General features: G+C 65.0%; 17 protein-coding genes. 4 read left to right on the top strand and 13 right to left on the bottom strand.

The annotated features are described in order from the left end of the window. Positions 1 to 54 precede the first annotated feature (54 nt). The 12 genes from Amn_RS09000 to Amn_RS08945 all read right to left on the bottom strand — a co-directional run bounded on the left by Amn_RS09000 (position 55) and on the right by Amn_RS08945 (position 14,109). Positions 55 to 3,018 carry a bifunctional [glutamine synthetase] adenylyltransferase/[glutamine synthetase]-adenylyl-L-tyrosine phosphorylase gene (locus tag Amn_RS09000; protein ID WP_353622423.1) on the bottom strand — a complete coding sequence of 988 codons (2,964 nt, stop codon included), beginning with the start codon at positions 3,016 to 3,018 and terminating at the stop codon, positions 55 to 57. Beyond that, positions 3,019 to 4,455, bottom strand: a complete 1,437-nt coding sequence (locus tag Amn_RS08995) for a sensor histidine kinase (protein ID WP_286296354.1) — start codon at positions 4,453 to 4,455, stop codon at positions 3,019 to 3,021. Beyond that, positions 4,455 to 5,129 (bottom strand): response regulator transcription factor, encoded by a 675-nt coding sequence (locus Amn_RS08990; protein WP_067964316.1) that lies wholly within the window; start codon positions 5,127 to 5,129, stop codon positions 4,455 to 4,457. Before Amn_RS08990 ends, Amn_RS08995 begins: the two co-directional genes overlap by 1 nt. A gap of 186 nt (positions 5,130 to 5,315) precedes the next feature. Next, a complete protein-coding gene (locus Amn_RS08985) occupies positions 5,316 to 6,845 on the bottom strand; it encodes a Do family serine endopeptidase (RefSeq protein ID WP_286296351.1) in 1,530 nt (509 codons plus the stop codon). Between the two features lie 117 nt (positions 6,846 to 6,962). After that, entirely contained in the window at positions 6,963 to 7,430 is a 468-nt protein-coding gene (locus Amn_RS08980; RefSeq protein WP_067964321.1) for a cytochrome c-type biogenesis protein, read from the bottom strand. Further along, entirely contained in the window at positions 7,427 to 9,412 is a 1,986-nt protein-coding gene (locus Amn_RS08975; protein WP_286296348.1) for a heme lyase CcmF/NrfE family subunit, read from the bottom strand. The genes Amn_RS08980 and Amn_RS08975 overlap by 4 nt, the downstream gene beginning before the upstream one ends. A gap of 16 nt (positions 9,413 to 9,428) precedes the next feature. Next, entirely contained in the window at positions 9,429 to 9,869 is a 441-nt protein-coding gene (ccmE, locus tag Amn_RS08970) for a cytochrome c maturation protein CcmE (RefSeq protein WP_067964325.1), read from the bottom strand. Between the two features lie 3 nt (positions 9,870 to 9,872). Then, positions 9,873 to 11,009, bottom strand: coding sequence for a c-type cytochrome biogenesis protein CcmI (gene ccmI, locus Amn_RS08965; protein WP_286296344.1), 1,137 nt, complete (start codon positions 11,007 to 11,009; stop codon positions 9,873 to 9,875). A 99-nt stretch (positions 11,010 to 11,108) separates the two neighbouring features. Then, on the bottom strand, positions 11,109 to 11,552 hold the full coding sequence (locus Amn_RS08960) for an RT0821/Lpp0805 family surface protein (protein ID WP_353622422.1): 444 nt from the start codon (positions 11,550 to 11,552) through the stop codon (positions 11,109 to 11,111). 105 nt (positions 11,553 to 11,657) lie between these two features. Next, positions 11,658 to 13,058 (bottom strand): ATP-binding protein, encoded by a 1,401-nt coding sequence (locus tag Amn_RS08955; protein WP_286297974.1) that lies wholly within the window; start codon positions 13,056 to 13,058, stop codon positions 11,658 to 11,660. A 22-nt stretch (positions 13,059 to 13,080) separates the two neighbouring features. Continuing rightward, positions 13,081 to 13,746: a response regulator transcription factor gene (locus tag Amn_RS08950; RefSeq protein ID WP_067964332.1), complete on the bottom strand. Its 666-nt coding sequence runs from the start codon at positions 13,744 to 13,746 to the stop codon at positions 13,081 to 13,083. 66 nt (positions 13,747 to 13,812) lie between these two features. Further along, positions 13,813 to 14,109, bottom strand: coding sequence for a hypothetical protein (locus tag Amn_RS08945; RefSeq protein WP_067964334.1), 297 nt, complete (start codon positions 14,107 to 14,109; stop codon positions 13,813 to 13,815). 35 nt (positions 14,110 to 14,144) lie between these two features. Here Amn_RS08945 and Amn_RS08940 point away from each other — a divergent pair, with 35 nt between their 5' ends. The 4 genes from Amn_RS08940 (at position 14,145) to Amn_RS08925 (ending at position 17,943) form a co-directional block, all read left to right on the top strand. Beyond that, complete coding sequence (locus Amn_RS08940) at positions 14,145 to 14,525, top strand: hypothetical protein (protein WP_157097147.1); 381 nt, start codon at positions 14,145 to 14,147, stop codon at positions 14,523 to 14,525. Between the two features lie 29 nt (positions 14,526 to 14,554). Further along, positions 14,555 to 16,708, top strand: a complete 2,154-nt coding sequence (locus tag Amn_RS08935) for a transglycosylase domain-containing protein (protein ID WP_286296339.1) — start codon at positions 14,555 to 14,557, stop codon at positions 16,706 to 16,708. A 115-nt stretch (positions 16,709 to 16,823) separates the two neighbouring features. Then, positions 16,824 to 17,408, top strand: a complete 585-nt coding sequence (locus Amn_RS08930; protein ID WP_286296337.1) for a DUF1214 domain-containing protein — start codon at positions 16,824 to 16,826, stop codon at positions 17,406 to 17,408. Next, positions 17,401 to 17,943 carry a DUF1254 domain-containing protein gene (locus tag Amn_RS08925; RefSeq protein ID WP_067964339.1) on the top strand — a complete coding sequence of 181 codons (543 nt, stop codon included), beginning with the start codon at positions 17,401 to 17,403 and terminating at the stop codon, positions 17,941 to 17,943. The genes Amn_RS08930 and Amn_RS08925 overlap by 8 nt, the downstream gene beginning before the upstream one ends. A gap of 60 nt (positions 17,944 to 18,003) precedes the next feature. Here the strand turns inward: Amn_RS08925 and Amn_RS08920 are convergent, their stop codons facing one another. After that, a complete protein-coding gene (locus Amn_RS08920) occupies positions 18,004 to 18,192 on the bottom strand; it encodes a hypothetical protein (protein ID WP_067964341.1) in 189 nt (62 codons plus the stop codon). Positions 18,193 to 18,417 lie beyond the last annotated feature (225 nt).

Here is an 18,417-nt window from a genome sequence, read left to right as displayed (position 1 = left end):
GTTGCATCGACACCCCCGATGCTGATCGAAGTGCTCATGCGGCGTCCCATCGCCTCATTTGCCCTTCGCACGGAGCAGAAGGTCAAAGTGGCCCCTGACCTTTTGCGACGTCTCCTTGAGATGTGCCTCCAGCACGCTGAAATCGGGAAGGTCGGTTGCCGCAAGCAGCAGGTCCGACAACCCCGGCGGAACGTCGTTCCGCTCGAACGCACCGGTGAGGCACAGCCTCGTCATCTGTGTGATCGCCTGATAGAGCCCGTAGGCATCGATGAGATCCTGCCGTACCTGCGCATCGGCAAAGCCAGGCGCAAGCCGGTGCAGCGTCTCGGCCGTTCCGGTGGCGTGGCCTTGGCCCTCGATCCGGCCGGTCAGGACCGCGACCTGAGCGATGAATTCCAGGTCGATCAGCCCGCCGGGCACAAGCTTGATGTCCCAGAGATCGTGCGGCGGCTTTTCGGCCTCGATCATCTCACGCATCTCGCGGGCCTCGGTCGTCACCTTGGCGGCATCACGCGGCAAGGCGATGATGGCCGCGACCTCGGCTTCGACCTCGGTGCAGAGCGAGGCGTCGCCGGCGATCGGGCGGGCGCGGGTCAGCGCCATATGCTCCCAGGTCCAGGCTTCGCCGCGCTGATATTTGCGGAATGAGTCGATATGGGTGGCCACCGGCCCCTTGTTGCCAGAGGGGCGCAGCCGGAGGTCGAGCTCATAAAGCACGCCTTCGGCCGTCGGCGCGGACACCGCAGCGATCAGGCGCTGGGTCATACGCGAGAAATAATGCGACGGCGCCATCGGCTTGTCGCCGTCGGACTCCTCCGCGGTCTCGCTGTGGTCGTAAAGCAGGATCAGGTCGACGTCGGAGCCGGCGGTCAGTTCGCGGCTGCCGAGCTTGCCCATGCCGAGGATCGCCACCCTGCCGCCGGCAACCTTGCCGTGGCGGCGGGCGAATTCGGCCTCGACGGCCTCGAGCGCCGCTCCGACCGTCAGGTCGGCGAGATCGGAAAAAGCCTTGCCGGCACGGGCGGAGTCGATCGCGCCGGCGAGCAGGCGCACGCCGATCAGGAATTTCTGCTCGGCGGCGAAGATGCGCAGGCGATCGAGCACCTCCTCATAGAGCCGGGTGCTTTCGAGGAAGGCCGCCAGACGCGCGGCAAGATAGGCGCGGTCGGGCAGTTCGGACAGCAATGCCGGGTCGAGCAGGCCATCGAAGACATGCGGCCGGCGGGTGATGATGCCGGCCAGCCGGGGGGCTGCGCCCATGATTGTGGCTAGCAGTTTGAGCAGGGCCGGATTGGACTGGAGCAGTGAAAACAGCTGGATGCCCGCCGGCAGGCCGGCGAGGAACTCGTCGAAACGCATCAGCGCCTCGTCGGCGCGGCGGGTCTTGCCGAAGGCTTCGAGCAGTGCCGGCGTCAGTTCGGTCAGGCGTTCGCGCGCCTCGGCTGACTGGGTGGCGCGGTAGCGGCCGAAGTGCCAGCTGCGGATGACGCGGCAGATGTCGGAGGGGCGCTGGAAACCCAGCTGGCGCAACGTGTGCAACGTGTCGGGATCGTCGACGTCGCCGGTGAAGACCAGATTGCCGACGCCGGAAGAGAGTTCGGGTGCCGCCTCGAACAGCGCTGCATAATGGCGCTCGACCTCCTGCAGCGAAGCGCGAAACGCCTTGGAGAAGGCATCCGCATCGGCAAAGCCGAGCATATGGGCGATGCGCTGGAGGCCTTCGTCGTCCTCCGGCAGCATGTGGGTCTGCTCGTCGGCGACCATCTGGATGGCGTGCTCGACGCTGCGCAGGAACCAGTATTGCCGTTCGAGCGCGTCGCGCGCCTCGGGCGTAATCCAGCCGCGCAAGGCAAGCTGCGTCAGCATCGGCACCGTCGCCTTGCCGCGCAATTCAGGGAAGCGGCCGCCGGCGATCAGCTGCTGGGTCTGGACGAAGAACTCGATCTCGCGGATGCCGCCGCGGCCGAGCTTGACGTTGTGGCCCTTGACCGCGACCTCGCCATGGCCCTTGTGGGCGTGGATCTGGCGCTTGATCGAATGGACGTCGGCGATCGCCGCGTAATCCATGTATTTGCGCCAGACATAAGGCTGAAGCTCCTTGAGGAAGGCTTCGCCGGCTGCGATGTCGCCCGCCACCGGACGCGCCTTGATCATCGCGGCGCGTTCCCAGTTCTGGCCGCGGCTCTCGTAATAATGCAGCGCGGCCAGGACCGGAATGGCGAGCGGCGTCGAGCCGGGATCGGGACGCAGGCGCAAATCGGTGCGGAAGACATAACCGTGCTCGGTGCGGTCCTGCAGGATGCGGACAAGCCGCCGGGTGAGCCGTGCGAACAGCTCCGTTGCTTCATACGGGTCGGCAATCGCCGGCGCCTCGGGGTCGAAGAACACCACGAGGTCGATGTCGGAGGAGAAATTCAGCTCGTGAGCACCGAGCTTGCCCATGCCGAGCAGGATCCAGCCGGAGCCGACAGTCGGGTTTTCGGGATCGGGCAGCTTGAGCTTGCCCTGGCCATGGGCGTCGCGGAGCAGGAAATTGACCGCCGCACCGGTGCACAGGTCGGCCAGGTCGCTCAGCCGGCGCACGCTATCCGCTGCACTCGCCTCGCCCGACAGGTCGGCAAGCGCAATCAGGAAATGCGCCTCGCCCTTGAGCCGGCGCAAGCGCATCATCAGGGCGTTTTCGGCGATGCCGTCCTCGAACGGGATTGCGGCGATTGCCGTGCCGATGTCTGAAAGCCGCTGTTCGATGGTCTGGTCGAACAGCCTGTCCAGCATCTCCGGCTGGCGTCGGGCGCTGTCGCGCATGAATTCGGAAAGATCGAAGACGGCAGCGAGAAAGGACTGGGCCTGGCCTTTCGCCTTGAGGAACGTGGCCAGACGGTCGAGCCCCTCCTCCTTGGCCGTGCCGGCAAACTCCATGAGTTCGCGTTGCGCCCGCTCGGTATCGAGCGGGGCGACGGTGCTTACCGGCTCCAGGCGCCACTCGATCGCTGTCTTCTTGGCGGCCTCGATCTTCATCTATGCGTCCTTCGATCCGGGAAAGCCCATCAGGACCGATAATCCGGGATTGCCGGGCAGAAGATCAAGCCGCCCATTGTGAAACTTCATCACTGCCTTGGCGAGGCTGAGCCCGAGGCCCGAGCCCGGCTGCGAGCGGCTCTTTTCCAGCCGCACGAAGCGTTCGGTGGCGCGCGCCCGATCGCCTTCGTCTGGAATGCCAAGGCCGTTGTCCGACACCTGCAGCCTGACTTCGTCGCCTTCGCGCTGCAGGGTGACGCCGACATGCGGCTTGTCGACCGCGCCGGCGGAATATTTGATGGCATTGTCGATGATGTTGGACAGCGCCTGGGCGATCAGTTCGCGATTGCCGTTGACGACGACCGGACCGGCGACGGACGCCTCTAAGCCAACGCCCAGTTCCTCGGCGACCGGCTCGTACAGTTCGACGACGTCGTGAACCACGGCGGCGAGATCGACCTTGTCGGTGGATTCGGCGGAGTAGCCGGCCTCGAGGCGCGAGATCATCAGAATGGCGTTGAAGGTGCGGATAAGCTGGTCGGACTCGGCAATGGTGCCTTCGAGCGCCTCGCGATAATCGGCGCCGGTCTTCTTGCCCGACAGGGCCGCTTCGGCGCGGTTGCGCAGGCGCGTCAGCGGGGTCTTCAAATCATGGGCGATGTTGTCGGAGACCTGCTTCAGCCCATCGTTGAGATGGGCGATGCGGGCCAGCATGGCATTGAGGTTTTCCGAGAGCCGGTCGAATTCGTCGCCCGCGCCTGTCACCGGCAGGCGGCCGCTGAGATCGCCGGCCATGATGCGGCGGCTGGCCTCCGAGACGCCGTCGATGTGCTTGAGGGCGCGGCGGCCGACGAAATACCAGATCAGCAGCGCGCCGAAACCCATCATGGCCAGCGCCAGCATCAGCGAGCGCTGGATCACGTCGCGGAATCGTTCGGGTTCGCCGAGGTCGCGGCCGACCATCAGGATCATCTGGTTGGGCAGGCGCAGCACCACCGCGATGGCGTTGTGGCCGACCTCGGTCGGTGTTTCCGTCTCGGCAGACTGGCGCCTGCCGGCAGCTTCGCCGTAGCGCTCATAGGAAAAGGGCAGTTCGGTCCAGCCTTCGCGCTGCAGCACGCCCGGCTGGATGCTCTGGACGTTGCCCGACAGGATCTGGCCGTTGGGGTCGGCAAGCAGATAGAGGTTGGCGCCGGGCTGGCGCGAACGCTGCTCGACCACGCGTACCAGCACCGGGATGCCGCCGCGCTGGTAGCCGCGGGCAAGGCCCTGGACCTCTTCGTTGATGGTTTCCTGGGTCTGGACCATCAGCATGCGTGCCGACAGCGACGTCATGTAGAAGACAAGCAGCACCGCGCAGAGGGCGAAAAGCAGGAGGTAGAGCGCCGAAAGGCGCGCTGCGGTCGTCTTCATGATGGCCGGCAGCCTGAATGCCATCAGCCCGCCTTGAGCATGTAGCCGGCGCCGCGGATGGTGTGCAGGATCGGCTTCTCGAAGCCCTTTTCGATCTTGCCGCGCAGGCGCGAAATGTGGACGTCGATGACGTTGGTCTGGGGGTCGAAATGATAGTCCCAGACGTTTTCGAGCAGCATTGTGCGCGTCACCACCTGGCCGGCATGGCGCATCAGATATTCGAGCAGGCGATATTCGCGCGGCTGCAGCACGATCTCCTGCGCAGCGCGCCGCACCGTATGCGACAGCCGGTCGATCTCGAGATCGCCGACCCGGTAGAGCGTCTCGGATTCACGCGTCGGCGCACGCCGGTTGAGCACTTCGACACGGGCCAAAAGCTCTGAAAACGCATATGGCTTGGTGAGATAGTCGTCGCCGCCGGCGCGCAGGCCGGTGACCCGGTCGTCGACCTCGCCGAGCGCCGACAAGATCAGCACAGGTGTCGTGTTGCCGCGCGAGCGCAGGCCGGCAATCACCGAAAGACCATCGCGCCGCGGCAACATGCGATCGACGACAAGCACATCGTATTCGGCAGCATCGGCAAGGGCGAAACCTGAATCGCCATCGCCCGCGACATGGGCGGTGTGGCCGGCTTCCGCGAAGGCCTTCTGCATGTAGTCGGCGGCCTCACGGTCATCTTCGATGACAAGAATCTTCATGCCGTCGTTATACGCGATTTTGCGGGATGTCAGAGGCGACATGTCGTTTCCTCTCAACGTGAAAGCGGCAGCGGGCTGATGGGAGTCCGCTGCCGCCGGGCCGGAATAGAAGACTGACAGACTATCCGGCCGTCATCTCCCGTCATGCGGTCGGGGGTGATGAAACCACGCGACGGGAGCGACCGATCAGCCCTGGTTCAGCGGCAGGGCGACGAAGCGGTTGGAGTCTTCGCGGCTGATCTGGAACAGCACCGCCTTGCGGCCCGCCTTCTCCGCCTGGTCGAGCGCCTTGGTGACGTCGGCCGCCGACTGGACCTCGACAGCGTTCACCGCGGTGATGACGTCGCCGGCCTGGATGCCGCGATCGGCAGCGTCGCTGGAGGGATCGACGTCGGTGATAACAAGGCCTTTGCCATCCTCCGAGCGGGTCACGGTCATGCCGAGATCGGCCAGCGTGCTCGGCTCGGATGGCGATGCCGGCTGGTCGGCGGAGGCCTTCTTGTCGCCGCCCGGGATTTCGCCGAGGTCGACCTTCAGCGTCTCGGCCTTGCCGTTGCGCCAGACAGTGATGTCGACCGACTTTCCTGGCGTGATGCCGGCGATGAGGCGCGACAGTTCCTTCGGCGAGGCGACGTCCTGGCCGTTGACCCCGGTGATGATGTCACCGGCAGCAATGCCCGCCTTCTTGGCCGGGCCGGCGTCCTGGGCGCTTGCAACGAGCGCGCCCTTCTCGTCCTTGAGACCGAGGGACTCCGCGACATCGGCGGTGACCGGCTGGATTTCCACGCCGAGCCAGCCGCGCTGCACGCTGCCGTTCTTCATCAGATCCTGCACCACCTGCTTGGCGGTCGAGGCGGGAATGGCGAAGGCGATGCCGACATTGCCGCCCGAGGGCGAGAAGATGGCGGTGTTGATGCCGACGACTTCGCCGTTCAGGTTGAAGGCGGGACCGCCCGAATTGCCGCGGTTCACCGCAGCGTCGATCTGCAGGAAGTCGTCATAGGGGCCGGCACCGATGTCGCGGCCACGGGCCGAAACGATGCCGGCAGTGACGGTGCCGCCGAGACCGAACGGATTGCCGACGGCGACGACCCAGTCGCCGACACGAACCTTGGCGTCGTCGGCAAAGCCGACATAGGTGAACTTGGTGCTGGCATCGACCTTGAGCACGGCGAGGTCGGTGCGCGGATCGGTGCCGATCAGCTTGGCGTCATATTCCTTGCCGTCATTGGCGACGACGGTATAGGCGGTGCCGTCCGAGACGACATGGTTGTTGGTGACGAGATAGCCGTCCTCGGAGATGAAGAAGCCCGAACCCTGCGCCACCGGCCGCGGCTTCTGGCTGCCGTCGCGACGGTTGAAGCGCGGACGGTTCTGGTCGCCATAACCATCCTGGCCGAACTGACGGAAGAAGCGCTTCAGCGGGTGGTTGTCGGGGAGATTGTCAAAACCCTGCTGGTCGGAGAAAGGCGACATGCCACGGTCGGAAGCCGGATCGATCCGGGCCTTGACCTGCACGCTGACCACGGCCGGCGAGACCTGCTGGACGACGTCGGCAAAACCGGGCGCCTGGGGCGCTTCGACGCGCACGGCCTCGGCATAGACGGGCGCGGTTCCGCTGGTGACGGCGCCGAGGCCGATCGCGCCCGCCAGGGCGACGGATGCGGCGGCAGCCATGAGACGCTTGCGAGAACGCGAAAGGGAGGTGGTGCTCATTGTCTCTGATCCTCTTGAACAGGATGCCGGGGTGCGCATCCGTTGGTTCAAGAGATAGAGGAGCTCACATTACGCGATCATTTCCGAAGCATGAAACTTTGGTAATGTTGACGTGGCTCAGGCGTCCTTGTTCAGGATCGCGTCGAGTGCTGCCTGCTCGTCCTTTGTCAGGCCGGCCGGCTCCTGCCTGCGCCGCGAGCGGGCCTGCAGGACGACGAAGGCGCCGCCGCCGAGCAGCAACAGCACCGGCGTGCCCCACAACAAGGCATTGCGTAGATTGAACTGCGGCTTGAGCAGCACGAACTCGCCATAACGCGAAACGATATAGGCCATCACTTGCTCGTCGCTGTCGCCGGCCAGCAACCGCTCACGCAGCAGCACGCGCAGGTCGCCGGCCAGTTCGGCATCGGATTCGTCGATGGACTGGTTCTGGCAGACCATGCAGCGCAGCTCTTCCGAAAGCAGCCGCGCGCGCGCCTCGAGCTTCGGATCGGCGAGCATTTCGCTGGGCTTCACCGCAAGCGCGGTTCCCGCAAACAGCAGTGCGGCGACAAATCCGGCAAGCGCCGCCAGCCGGGTCTTCATGGCGTCACCGCAGCTGGTTTGGCGGCGGACTTGCGCCGCGCCGGCGCGCCCACCCGCAAGCGGCGGTCGAGCAGCGAGACGAAGCCGCCCAGCATCATGACAAGCGATCCGCCCCAGATCAGCGTGACCAGCGGCTTCCACCAGACACGCACGACCACCGAGCCGTCTCCCGCTTCATCGCCGAGCGAGATGTAGAGCTGGCTGAGCCACATCGTCTTGATGCCGGCCTCTGTCGTCGGCATCTGCCGCACCGGATAGAAGCGCTTGGACGACATGATGACATCGCTCGGCTGGCCATTGGCGCCGAGCAGGGAGAAATGGCCCTGATCCTCGGTGAAGTTGGGTCCACGCACCGGCGTCAGCCCGTCGAAGCGCAGGCGGTAGTCGGAGATCTCAACCACCTGCCCCGGCTTCATGACAAGGATCGCTTCCTTTTCGAAGGAGAGCACGCCGACGATGCCGAGCAGCGTCAGGCCAAGGCCGAGATGGGCGATCGCCGTGCCGAACACCGAGCGCGGCAGGCCGACGAAACGGCGCAGCGCCATCCTGGGCGCGACATTGCCGATGCCTGCCTTCAAGGCGAGGTCGGTGAGCGCGCCGAGCACCAGCCAGGCCGAGAGACCGGCGCCGAGGGCGGCGAAGACGGAGGCGCCGTCGATGAACAGGAAGGTCACCAGCACCGCCAGCAAGGCGGCGCCAAAGGCAAACATCAGCCGCTGCGCCACAGCAAAGACATCGCCGCGTTTCCAGGCCAGCAACGGGCCAAACGGCACGACGACCAGCAGCGGGATCATCAGCGGGCCGAAGGTGAGGTTGAAGAACGGCTCGCCGACGGAAATCTTGTCGCCGAACAAGGCTTCGACGACCAGCGGATAGAGCGTGCCGATCAGCACGGTCGCAGTCGCCGTGGTCAGGAACAGATTGTTCAGCACCAGCGCGCCTTCGCGCGAGATCGGGTGGAAGATGCCGCCGGCCGCAAGCTGCGACGCCCTGAAGGCAAACAGCGCCAGCGAACCGCCGATGAACAGCGTCAGGATGCACAGGATGAACACGCCGCGGCTCGGGTCGCTGGCGAAGGAGTGGACCGAGGTCAGCACGCCCGAACGCACCAGGAAGGTACCGAGCAAGGACAGCGAAAACGTCAGGATGGCGAGCAGCAGCGTCCAGATCTTCAGCGCCGAGCGCTTTTCCATGACGATGGCCGAGTGCAGCAGTGCGGTGCCGGCCAGCCAGGGCATGAAGGACGCGTTCTCGACCGGATCCCAGAACCAGAAGCCGCCCCAGCCGAGCTCGTAATAGGCCCAGTAGGATCCCATGGCGATGCCGCCGGTCAAAAACACCCAGGCGGCAAGCGTCCACGGCCGCACCCAGCGGGCCCAGGCCGCGTCGATGCGGCCTTCGATCAGGGCTGCGACCGCAAAGGAGAAGCAGACGGAAAAGCCGACATAACCGAGATAGAGCAGCGGCGGATGAACGGCGAGGCCGATGTCCTGGAGGATCGGGTTGAGGTCCTTGCCCTCGATCGGCGCCGGCACGAGGCGGGCGAACGGGTTGGAGGTGATCAGGATGAACAGCAGGAAGGCCGTGCCGATCCAGCCCTGGACGGCGAGCACATTGGCGCGCAGCGTGGCCGGAAGGTTGCTGCCGAAGGCCGCGACCAGGGCGCCGAAGAAGCTGAGGATCAGCACCCACAACAGCATCGAGCCTTCGTGGTTACCCCAGGTGCCGGTGAACTTGTAGATCAGCGGCTGCAGCGAGTGCGAATTCTCCCAGACATTGGCAACCGAGAAGTCGGACTGGACATAGGCCATGGTCAAGGCGGCGAAAGACAGGGCGATCAGGGCAAAACCGGTTACGGTCACCGGACCACCGACCGCCATCAGCCTGGTGTCGCCCTTATAGGCCCCATAGAGCGGGACCAGCGACTGCACCAGCGACAGGGCGAACGCCAGGATAAGCGCGAAGTGACCCGTCTCGACCATCAGCGCTGCCCGCCATTCATTGCGTCGTTTCCTGCCATACACCCTTTGCCTTCAGGCTGTCGGCGACTTCCTTGGGCATGTAGTTCTCGTCGTGCTTGGCCAGCACGCTGTCGGCGATGAACTCGCCGTCGGGGCCAAAGCTGCCTTCGGTGATCACGCCCTGCCCCTCGCGGAAGAGGTCGGGCAGGATGCCTGTGTAGCGCACCTTCACCGTCTTTTCGGAATCGGTGACGCCGAACTCGACCTGGGTGCCCTGCCCGCGCAGGATGCTGCCGTTCTCGACAAGGCCGCCGAGGCGAATGCGCTGGCCGGGCTGCAGGGTCGCCGTCTGCAGGTCGGCGGGCATGTAGAAATAGGACGCCTTCTGGCCAAGCGCGTAGAATGTCAGCGCGGTGGCGGCGCCCAGGAAGGCCAGCGCGCCCGCGATCACCGAAAGCCGTTTTTGCTTGCGCGTCATCGTCTACTCCGTGACATCAAGGCCAAGCGAGCCTGCAAGTTCGGTCAGCTTGCGGCCGTCCTCGCTGTCGCGGCCCAGCGCCGCATAGGCGCGGCCGAGCGCATCCTGCGCCAGATCGGTCTTGCCGAGCACCTGGTATGAACGCACCAGCCGGACCCAGCCTTCCGGATCGCGCGGGTTCTGGCGCAGCTTTTCGTCCAGCGTCGCCACCATGCCCTCGATCATCGCCGTGCGATCGCCCGACGACATGGATGCGGCGGCGTCGATGTCGTCCTGGCTCGGTGCAGGCGCGCCGGCGGCCTCCTTGACCGGTGCGGTACGCACCTCCGCCTGGGCTATCGCCTGCTCGGTTGCCGCACGCCACGGCGAGTCGGCAGGCAGGCTTGCGGCCAGCAGCCGCCAGGCAGCGGCGGCGTCTGAAATCTTGCCCTCCTGGGCGAGCGCCAGCGCCAGGAAATAGCGCGCCTTGGCATCGGCGGGCTCGAGCTTGAGCGCGGCCTCGAAGGCGAGACGCGCGTCCGACGTGACGATGCCGCCCGCGGCGGCGGCAATCGCCTCGCCGAGGCCGGCCTGGCGCGCAGTGGTCGACCCCAGGATGCGGATGGCGTTGCGATAGGCGGTGACGGCGTCGTTGGCGCGCCCGATCCTGAGATAGACAGGGGCGAGCACGTCCCAGCCGCGGCCGTCGGACGGATTGGCCACCAGATGCGCCTCGGCGCGGGCAATCAGCTCGTCGACCGAGCTGTCCGCCGGTTTCTGCGACAGGCGCGCGCTCAATGGCTGGGAGGGAACGGTGGGCGAGCCGATCGCGGTGTAGACGCCCCAGCTCAGCAGCGGCACGGCCAGCACGGCGATCATGCCGACGAGACGCGGTCCGAGCTGCGATGCCTTCTTTGGCTCGCGCGCATTTTCGGCATCCAGCCTGATGATCCGGCGGGCGATCTCGGCGCGGGCCTGTTCGGCATCCGCGGCGGCAATCAGCCCGCGCGCCGCATCCCTGTCGACCTCGCCAAGCTGGTCGCGATAGACTTCGAGGTCATGGCTGGCATCGTCCCTGGCCCTGGTCTGCCGCGTCAGCGGCAACAAGACCGCAAGGCTTGCACCAAGCGTCAGAACAGCGGCTATGATCCAGAACTGCATGTCACCTAAATAGCCAGCAGCCTCCAAGCTGCCAACATCTCCGTGCTGCGGCTTATTGACGGTTCGAACGCCCCTGCCAAAGCAACAACGCGTGAAGACTTAGGTCAGCGGCGTCCAGCTTCCATCAGCATTGCGGCAGGCCGTGCCGCGCGCGATCAACGGCGTGCCGGTGGTGAACACGGTCTGCGAATACTGGCGGCAGTCCTGAGAGCCGACGCGATAGGGCTGCGCGGCCACGACTTCGCCGGAACGATCGCCGCCCTTCCAGGCGACCGCCTGTCCACCCTGGCCATATTCCAGCGCGCGGTACTCGGCTTCCAGCGCCTTGCGCCGGTCGTCGCCGTTCAGGCCATTGCCGATCGTGCCGCCGATGAGGCCGCCATCCATGGCATTGATGATGCGCGTGGCAACCTTGCCGCTCGAGCCATCGTCACCGCCGCCAAGCGCCGGCACCACGCCGCCACCGCTGCTCAGGCTGGTGGTCGTGCAGCCTGAGCCGGCAAGCAATGCTGCAACCAGTGCCACCCGAAATCTCATGCTCATCACCGGTCCCGAATTTGCGTCCGCTTACAAGGGCTTGGCGCCGCGTTAGATTGCATCTTTGGCCGAAATGGGGCCGATTCGGCCAGCCATTTCTCCTGCTATTCCCTACTGGACGCCGCGCAACTCGACGACGGCCTTCAATCCGCCCATCGTCGAGCGCTCGAGCCGAAGCGTGCCGCCATATTCCTTGACCAGATCGGCGACGATCGCCAGCCCGAGGCCGGTACCCGGCTTGGTCTCGTCGAGGCGCTTGCCCCGCTGCAACGCCTCGCGCGCCTTGTCCTCCGGAATGCCCGGACCGTCGTCCTCGATCAGGATCGAAAACCGTGGCGGCTCCTCATTCACCGGCTCGGCCGTTTCGACGGAAATCCTGACCGCACTGTGCGCCCATTTCATCGCGTTTTCGAGCAGATTGCCGACAACTTCCTCGAGATCTTCGCGTTCGCCGGCGAACACCACCTCGGTCGCCGGCAAGTTCAGCGAAAACGCCGTCCCCCGCGAGAGCTTCTCCATCACCCGCACCATGCGCTGGAGCAAAGGCGCCACCGGCGTGCGGTAGACCACGCTTTCGCGCTGTGCGGCCACCCGGGCGCGCTGGAGATAATGGTCGATCTGCTTCTGCATGGCGGTGGCATGGTCGGCGAAAAGCTGCCCCTTGGGCCCGCCCAAGGCGCGCCCCTCGTTCAGCATCACCGCCAGAGGTGTCTTCAGCGAATGCGCCAGGTTGCCGACCTGGGTCCGTGAGCGCTCGACGATGCGGCGGTTGTTTTCGATCAGCGCATTGGTTTCGTTGGCGAGCGGCTGGATCTCGGCGGGAAACCGCCCGGTCAGGCGCTGCGCCGTGCCTTCTCGCACCATGGCCAGCGCGTTGCGCACGCGCGCCAGCGGCTGCAGGCCGAGCAGGATGGCGATGGCGTTGATCGCGATCATGCCGAGGCCGAACAGCGAGAGATAGGTGAACAGGCGCCATTCGAAGCCGCTGATCTCGGCTTCGAGCTCGGAGCGGTTGCCCATGACACGGAACCGCGCGATGCGGTTCTGCGCATCGAGCACGAACTCGGTCTCGAAGACCTCGAGTTCCTCGCCGACGATGCCGGCGACGCGATAATGGCGCTGGAACTCGGCGTTGAACGGCACGTCGGCGACGTCAGGCGATGTGACCGGCTCGGTCATCGACGACGACCTGAGCTGGCCGACGAGGCCCTTGGACACCGGCTCGACAGACCAGTACCAGCCCGATTCAGGCTCGGAGAACCTGAGATCGCCGAGATCGGGGCCGCCGGTCAGCGTGCCGCTGTCCGAAACGCCGACAGAGCCGATGAGATTGAACAGATGCGCCGACAACAGGCTGTCGAAACCACGCTCGCTGGTCTGGCGGTAGAGCGAGCTGATGACGGTGAAGATCAGGGCAAAGGCGAGGATCGCCCAGACGGTCGAGAACGCGATGACGCGAAACGCGAGGGAACGCGGTCCGAGCCCGAGCGCGTAACGCTTCCAGCGCCCCAGTCGTTTGGCCAGCTGTTCCGCCTTACGCCTCCGGCTCGCGCATGCGGTAGCCCATACCGCGGACGGTTTCGATCATGTCGATGCCCATCTTCTTGCGAAGACGCCCGACAAACACCTCGATCGTGTTGGAATCCCTGTCGAAATCCTGGTCGTAGAGATGCTCGACAAGCTCGGTGCGCGAGACGACTTCGCCCATATGGTGCATCAGATAGGCAAGCAGCCGGAACTCGTGCGAGGTCAGCTTGAGCGGCACGCCGTTGACGTCGGCCTTGGAGGCCTTGGTGTCGAGCCGGAGCGGCCCGCAGGACAGTTCGGACGAGGCATGGCCGGCGGCGCGGCGGATCAGCGCCCTCACCCGCGCCAACACTTCCTCGATATGGAACGGCTTGGTGACGTAATCGTCGGCGCCAGCGTCGATGCCGGCAACCTTGTCGCTCCAGCGGTCGCGCGCCGTCAGCATCAGCACCGGCATCTTGCGGCCCTCGCGGCGCCAGCGCTCGACGACGCTGATGCCGTCCATCTGCGGCAGGCCGATATCGAGCACGATGGCGTCATAAGGTTCGGTGTCGCCGAGGAAATGCCCCTCCTCGCCGTCAAAGGCCTTGTCGACGACGTAGCCGGCATCGGTCAGCGCCTCGGAGATCTGGCGGTTCAGGTCCTTGTCATCTTCGACGACGAGTATGCGCATGCGGTTTTGCGACCAGTGAAAAGATGATGGAGATATAGGCGATTCCGGAGTTGCGGGAAATCCAGACTAGTTGGCCGGCACCACGACCTCGACGCGACGCGGACGCTGGCCGTCCTTGGCCGGCACCAGCACCACGATGACGCAGACCGACTGGCCGCCCTGGTTGGATTCGGACGCCCGCGCCAGGGTGCCACCATGCTCGTCGGCCACTTGCTGGCCGATCGAGTAGCAATCCGCGGCAGCCACGAGATATTCGCCACCTTCCGCCGACGGCATCGGCGCCGCTGCCGCCGAGGTGGCAAACAGGCCAAGCGCGCAGACCGCAGTCATGGCAGGCCGGAATATGGAGCGAAGCGTTTTCATGGCAGGATTTCTAATACGCCAGTGCTGAACGTGGAATGAACAATGAATTCATGCAAACACGCGCATATGCAAGTCTGCTCATTCTCGCCGATCCGCCCTTTGCCGACATCCGGGCAAAGATCGCAACCGGCGCCGGACGCCCAGGGATCACCCGCATCAGGGTATCGGTCATCGCCGCATCGTCGACACCGCCAAAAAGCCTGCCCCGATCGGCATGGTCATGGCGGCGGCCCGGATCGCAGATTTCGGGGGTTCGGGTTCAATATGTTCATGATCTCAGGGGTAAAGCAGCTTGCCTGCTAATCGCTGGACTGTGTTCAACTTGCTCTTGTCGCGGCAACAAAAATCGGGGACAAGTCGAAGCTGGGCCGAGGGACGCGCGCCCTGAATTCGCCAGCAAAAGTGTTTTGGTGTAAGCTGCAGTCACGTGCCGGGCTCGTCTCGAATGGAAAATCCCATCCCACCGCGCAAGAAAAGAGGCCGCATCTCGGCGGGTCTGCTGGCATTCGACGCCTGGCTCGACTCGTCGCTGTATGAACTCCGCTTCCGGGCGCAGCAGTTCTGGGAAAATGCCACCATCTTCTTCCGCCGCTTCCGCGTCAAAGGCTGGCGCCGCGGAGTCATCGAGGTCCTGAGCGAATCCTTCACCATGGCCGCAGGCGGCTCGGTGGTGATGCTGGCGCTGGCCATGCCGGCCTTCCAGGAAACCACCGGCAACTGGCGCAACCAGGACGACTTCGCCGTCACCTTCCTCGACCGCTACGGCAACGAGATCGGCCAGCGCGGCATCATCCAGCGCGACTCGGTGCCGGTCGACGAGATGCCGGACCATGTCATCAAGGCGGTGCTGGCGACCGAGGACCGGCGCTTCTTCGAGCATTACGGCATCGACTTTCTCGGCCTTGTCAGGGCCATGTCGGAAAACGTCCGCGCCAATTCGGTGGTCCAGGGCGGTTCGAGCCTGACCCAGCAGCTGGCCAAGAACCTGTTCCTGACCAACGAACGCACCGTCGAGCGCAAGGTCAAGGAAGCCTTCCTGTCGATCTGGCTCGAATCGAACCTGTCCAAGAAAGAGATCCTGCAGCTCTATCTCGACCGCGCCTATATGGGCGGCGGCACCTTCGGCATTGCAGCTGCGGCCGACTTCTACTTCGGCAAGCAGGTCAAGGACCTCAACCTCGCCGAGGCGGCGATGCTTGCCGGCCTGTTCAAGGCGCCGACCAAATACGCGCCCCACATCAACCTTCCCGCCGCCCGCGCCCGCGCCAATGTCGTGCTCAGCAACCTGGTGCAGGCAGGCTTCATGACCGAAGGCCAGGTGCTGTCGGCACGGCTGCATCCGGCCGACATCGTCGACCGCGGCGACCGCAAGAGCCCCGACTATTTCCTCGACTGGGCCTTCGACGAGGTCAAGAAGATCGCGGCGAAATCAGGCATCCACTCGCTGGTCGCCCGCACCACCATCGACATGAACATCCAGAAGGCGGCGGAAGAGTCGGTCGAATTTCACCTTCGCCAGTTCGGCAAGGAGTATCACGTCACCGAAGGTGCGGTCGTCGTCATCGAGACCAATGGTGCGGTGCGCGCCATCGTCGGTGGGCGTGACTATGGCGCCAGCCAGTTCAACCGCGCCACCAGGGCGCAGCGCCAGACCGGCTCGTCGTTCAAGCCCTATGTCTATGCCACCGCCATGGAAAACGGCTTCACGCCGGAATCGATCATTTCGGATGGCCCGATCAGCTGGGGTGCCTGGTCGCCGAAGAACTACACCCGCGGCTATTCCGGGCGCATGACGCTGTCGACCGCGCTGATCAAGTCGATCAACACCGTGCCGGTACGCCTTGCCAAGGACCATCTGTCGATCCCGCCGATCAAGGCGATGGCCGAGGCGATGGGCGTCGAATCTCCTGTCAGCTCGCACAAGACGATGGTGCTCGGCACCTCGGGCCTGACCGTCATGGATCAGGCGACCGGCTACAGCGTGTTGGCGCAGAACGGCATCGTCGGCACCCGCCACGGCATCACCCAGCTCGTCACCCATTCCGGCCAGCTCATCTACGACTACAGCAAGGATGCGCCGCCGCCGCACCGCGTGCTGTCCGAGCAGGCGGTCGCCTCGATGAACTCGATCATGGTGCAGATCCCCGAGGTCGGCACGGCGCGCAAGGCGGCGCTGTCCAACATCCGCTCCGCCGGCAAGACGGGAACCACCCAATCCTATCGCGACGCCTGGTACATCGGCTACACCGGCAACTACACAGCCGCCGTCTGGCTGGGCAATGACGACTTCTCGACCACCAACAACATGACCGGCGGCTCGCTTCCTGCCATGGTCTGGCAGCGCTTCATGGCCTACGCCCACCAGAACATCGACCTCAAGCCGATCCCCGGCATCAAGGATCCCTATGTCGATCCGGCGGCCATCGCCAAGGCCGAGGACGCCGCCAAGAACGGGCCGCAGCAGGCCGTCGATACCTCCGACCGTCCTCCCGTCCTGTCCAGCACGACCACCCGTGCGCTGCGCGACATCGCCGACGTCTTCCACAAGGCGCCCGCGATCGTTGCACCGCCCGAACCCGAGACGCTGTCGGCACTGTGACATCGGGGCAAGGATCCAGCCAGCACATGTTCGCCCACCGGTTGCAGCCGCTGCCCGCTTGCCTTCCTGTCAAAGGGCAGGATATTCCTCCGCCAACTCCATCCTGCGGCGGCTCATGCTGAAACAATCGATCCTGATCGCCCTCGCCCTCGCCATCGCTGTCGGCGGCGGCGCTGCCAGTGTCGGCATGGTGCTGAACTCGCAGGAGGGCATCGGCGCCGTGTCAGTCGGCCCCTGGACCGCCTTTCCCGACATCGGCACCCCGGAAGCCGACCCCTATTCGAAAGCGCGTGTCGCCCGCGACGGCGTTCTGGCGCTGGGCCGCGCCGAGGGCCTCAGCTTTGTCGCCGACCGCGACTCCGCAGGCGTTACCCTGAAGAGCGAATGCAACTACCGCATCGAAGGGTCGCTGCCGGTCGCCCGATTCTGGACGCTCTATGCGACCGACAGGGCGCATATCGCGCTCAAATCGGGGATACGCCGCGATGCCACGCTGCATTCGCTGGAAGTGCTGCGCCAGCCCGACAACTCGATCAGCGTCGCGGTCGGCACGCGGCCCGAACCAGGCAACTGGCTCTCGGTCACAGGTGTCGGCGCGATGAACCTGGTGCTGACCTTCTACGACACGCCCATTGCCAGCAGCACCGGCCTCTCCGGCATCGAGATGCCGCGCATCGTCAGGGTCCAGTGCAATGCGTAGGCTGCTTCATGCCCTGGCGATCGGCCTGATCGGCGCCGGCATCGCCCACATCGTCATCCTGCTTCTGGTGCCGAGCTTCTCTGAGCGCGATGCCTGGTCGCGCCTTGCCATGGTCGCCGGCCCCAACAAGGTCGTCCGTCTCGACCAGGAGATCGGCGGCACGCCGGTGGTGAAGGCGCTCGATCCGTCCTTCTTCGAGGCCGCCTGCCGCTTCGATCTCGACGAAGGTGTCGTCCGCATCGACAATGCCGGCAAGGTCCCCTACTGGTCGGTCTCGGTCTACGACCGCAGCGGGCAGAACATCTACAGCTTCAACGACCGCACCGCGACCGACGGCACCCTCGATTTCGTTGTGCTGACACCGGCACAGATGATCGACCTGCGCAAGGAGCTGCCAACCGAGTTCGAGAAATCGATTTTCGTCGAAACGCCCATCGATGAAGGCATCGTCGTCGTTCGCGTCTTCGTTCCCGACGACAGCTGGAAGCCGACGGTGTCGCGCTTCCTCGACGGCATCAACTGCGACATCCAGTAAGGGTGCGCAGCAAGCCGGGCGTGCAATGCCCAGCCTTGCGGATGCTCCGCTCCGTTGCCTTCAGTGACGCGGCACCGGATCGTTGCGGCGGGGCGCATCGTTGCGCAACTCACCGGCACCCGAAGCCGGGCCCTTGGTCCGCTCGTAGCGCACGCCTGGAAAGATGATGATGGATGCCGAAGTTTCCGCTGTCCGGGGAGACCGGCGGATGGCCGCCTGACGCGGCATGAATGACACAACACTGCCCATGGTTCGCGATTTCCCTCTCGGTTCGACCGGAGTAAGCACGCAACGCCTCCGCTTCGATAAGGCCAGCAGAGAGGTTAACAGACCGTTACTGCCAAGGATTTGATTCAATTCCTGGTTCTCGCCTGCGCCCTTGGCACCCCCTTGATATCCGATCGCCGTTAGACGCGCGTGAAAGCAGCAGCATTGCCGATGACACGGGCCTGGTGCGGCCCGCTTTGCCCGGTT

This window comes from Aminobacter sp. Y103A (assembly GCF_030294925.1).
GTDB classification, from domain to species: domain Bacteria; phylum Pseudomonadota; class Alphaproteobacteria; order Rhizobiales; family Rhizobiaceae; genus Aminobacter; species Aminobacter ciceronei.
The sequence above is the reverse complement of the archived record's forward strand: the minus strand, read 5'-3'. Positions and strand labels throughout refer to the sequence as shown.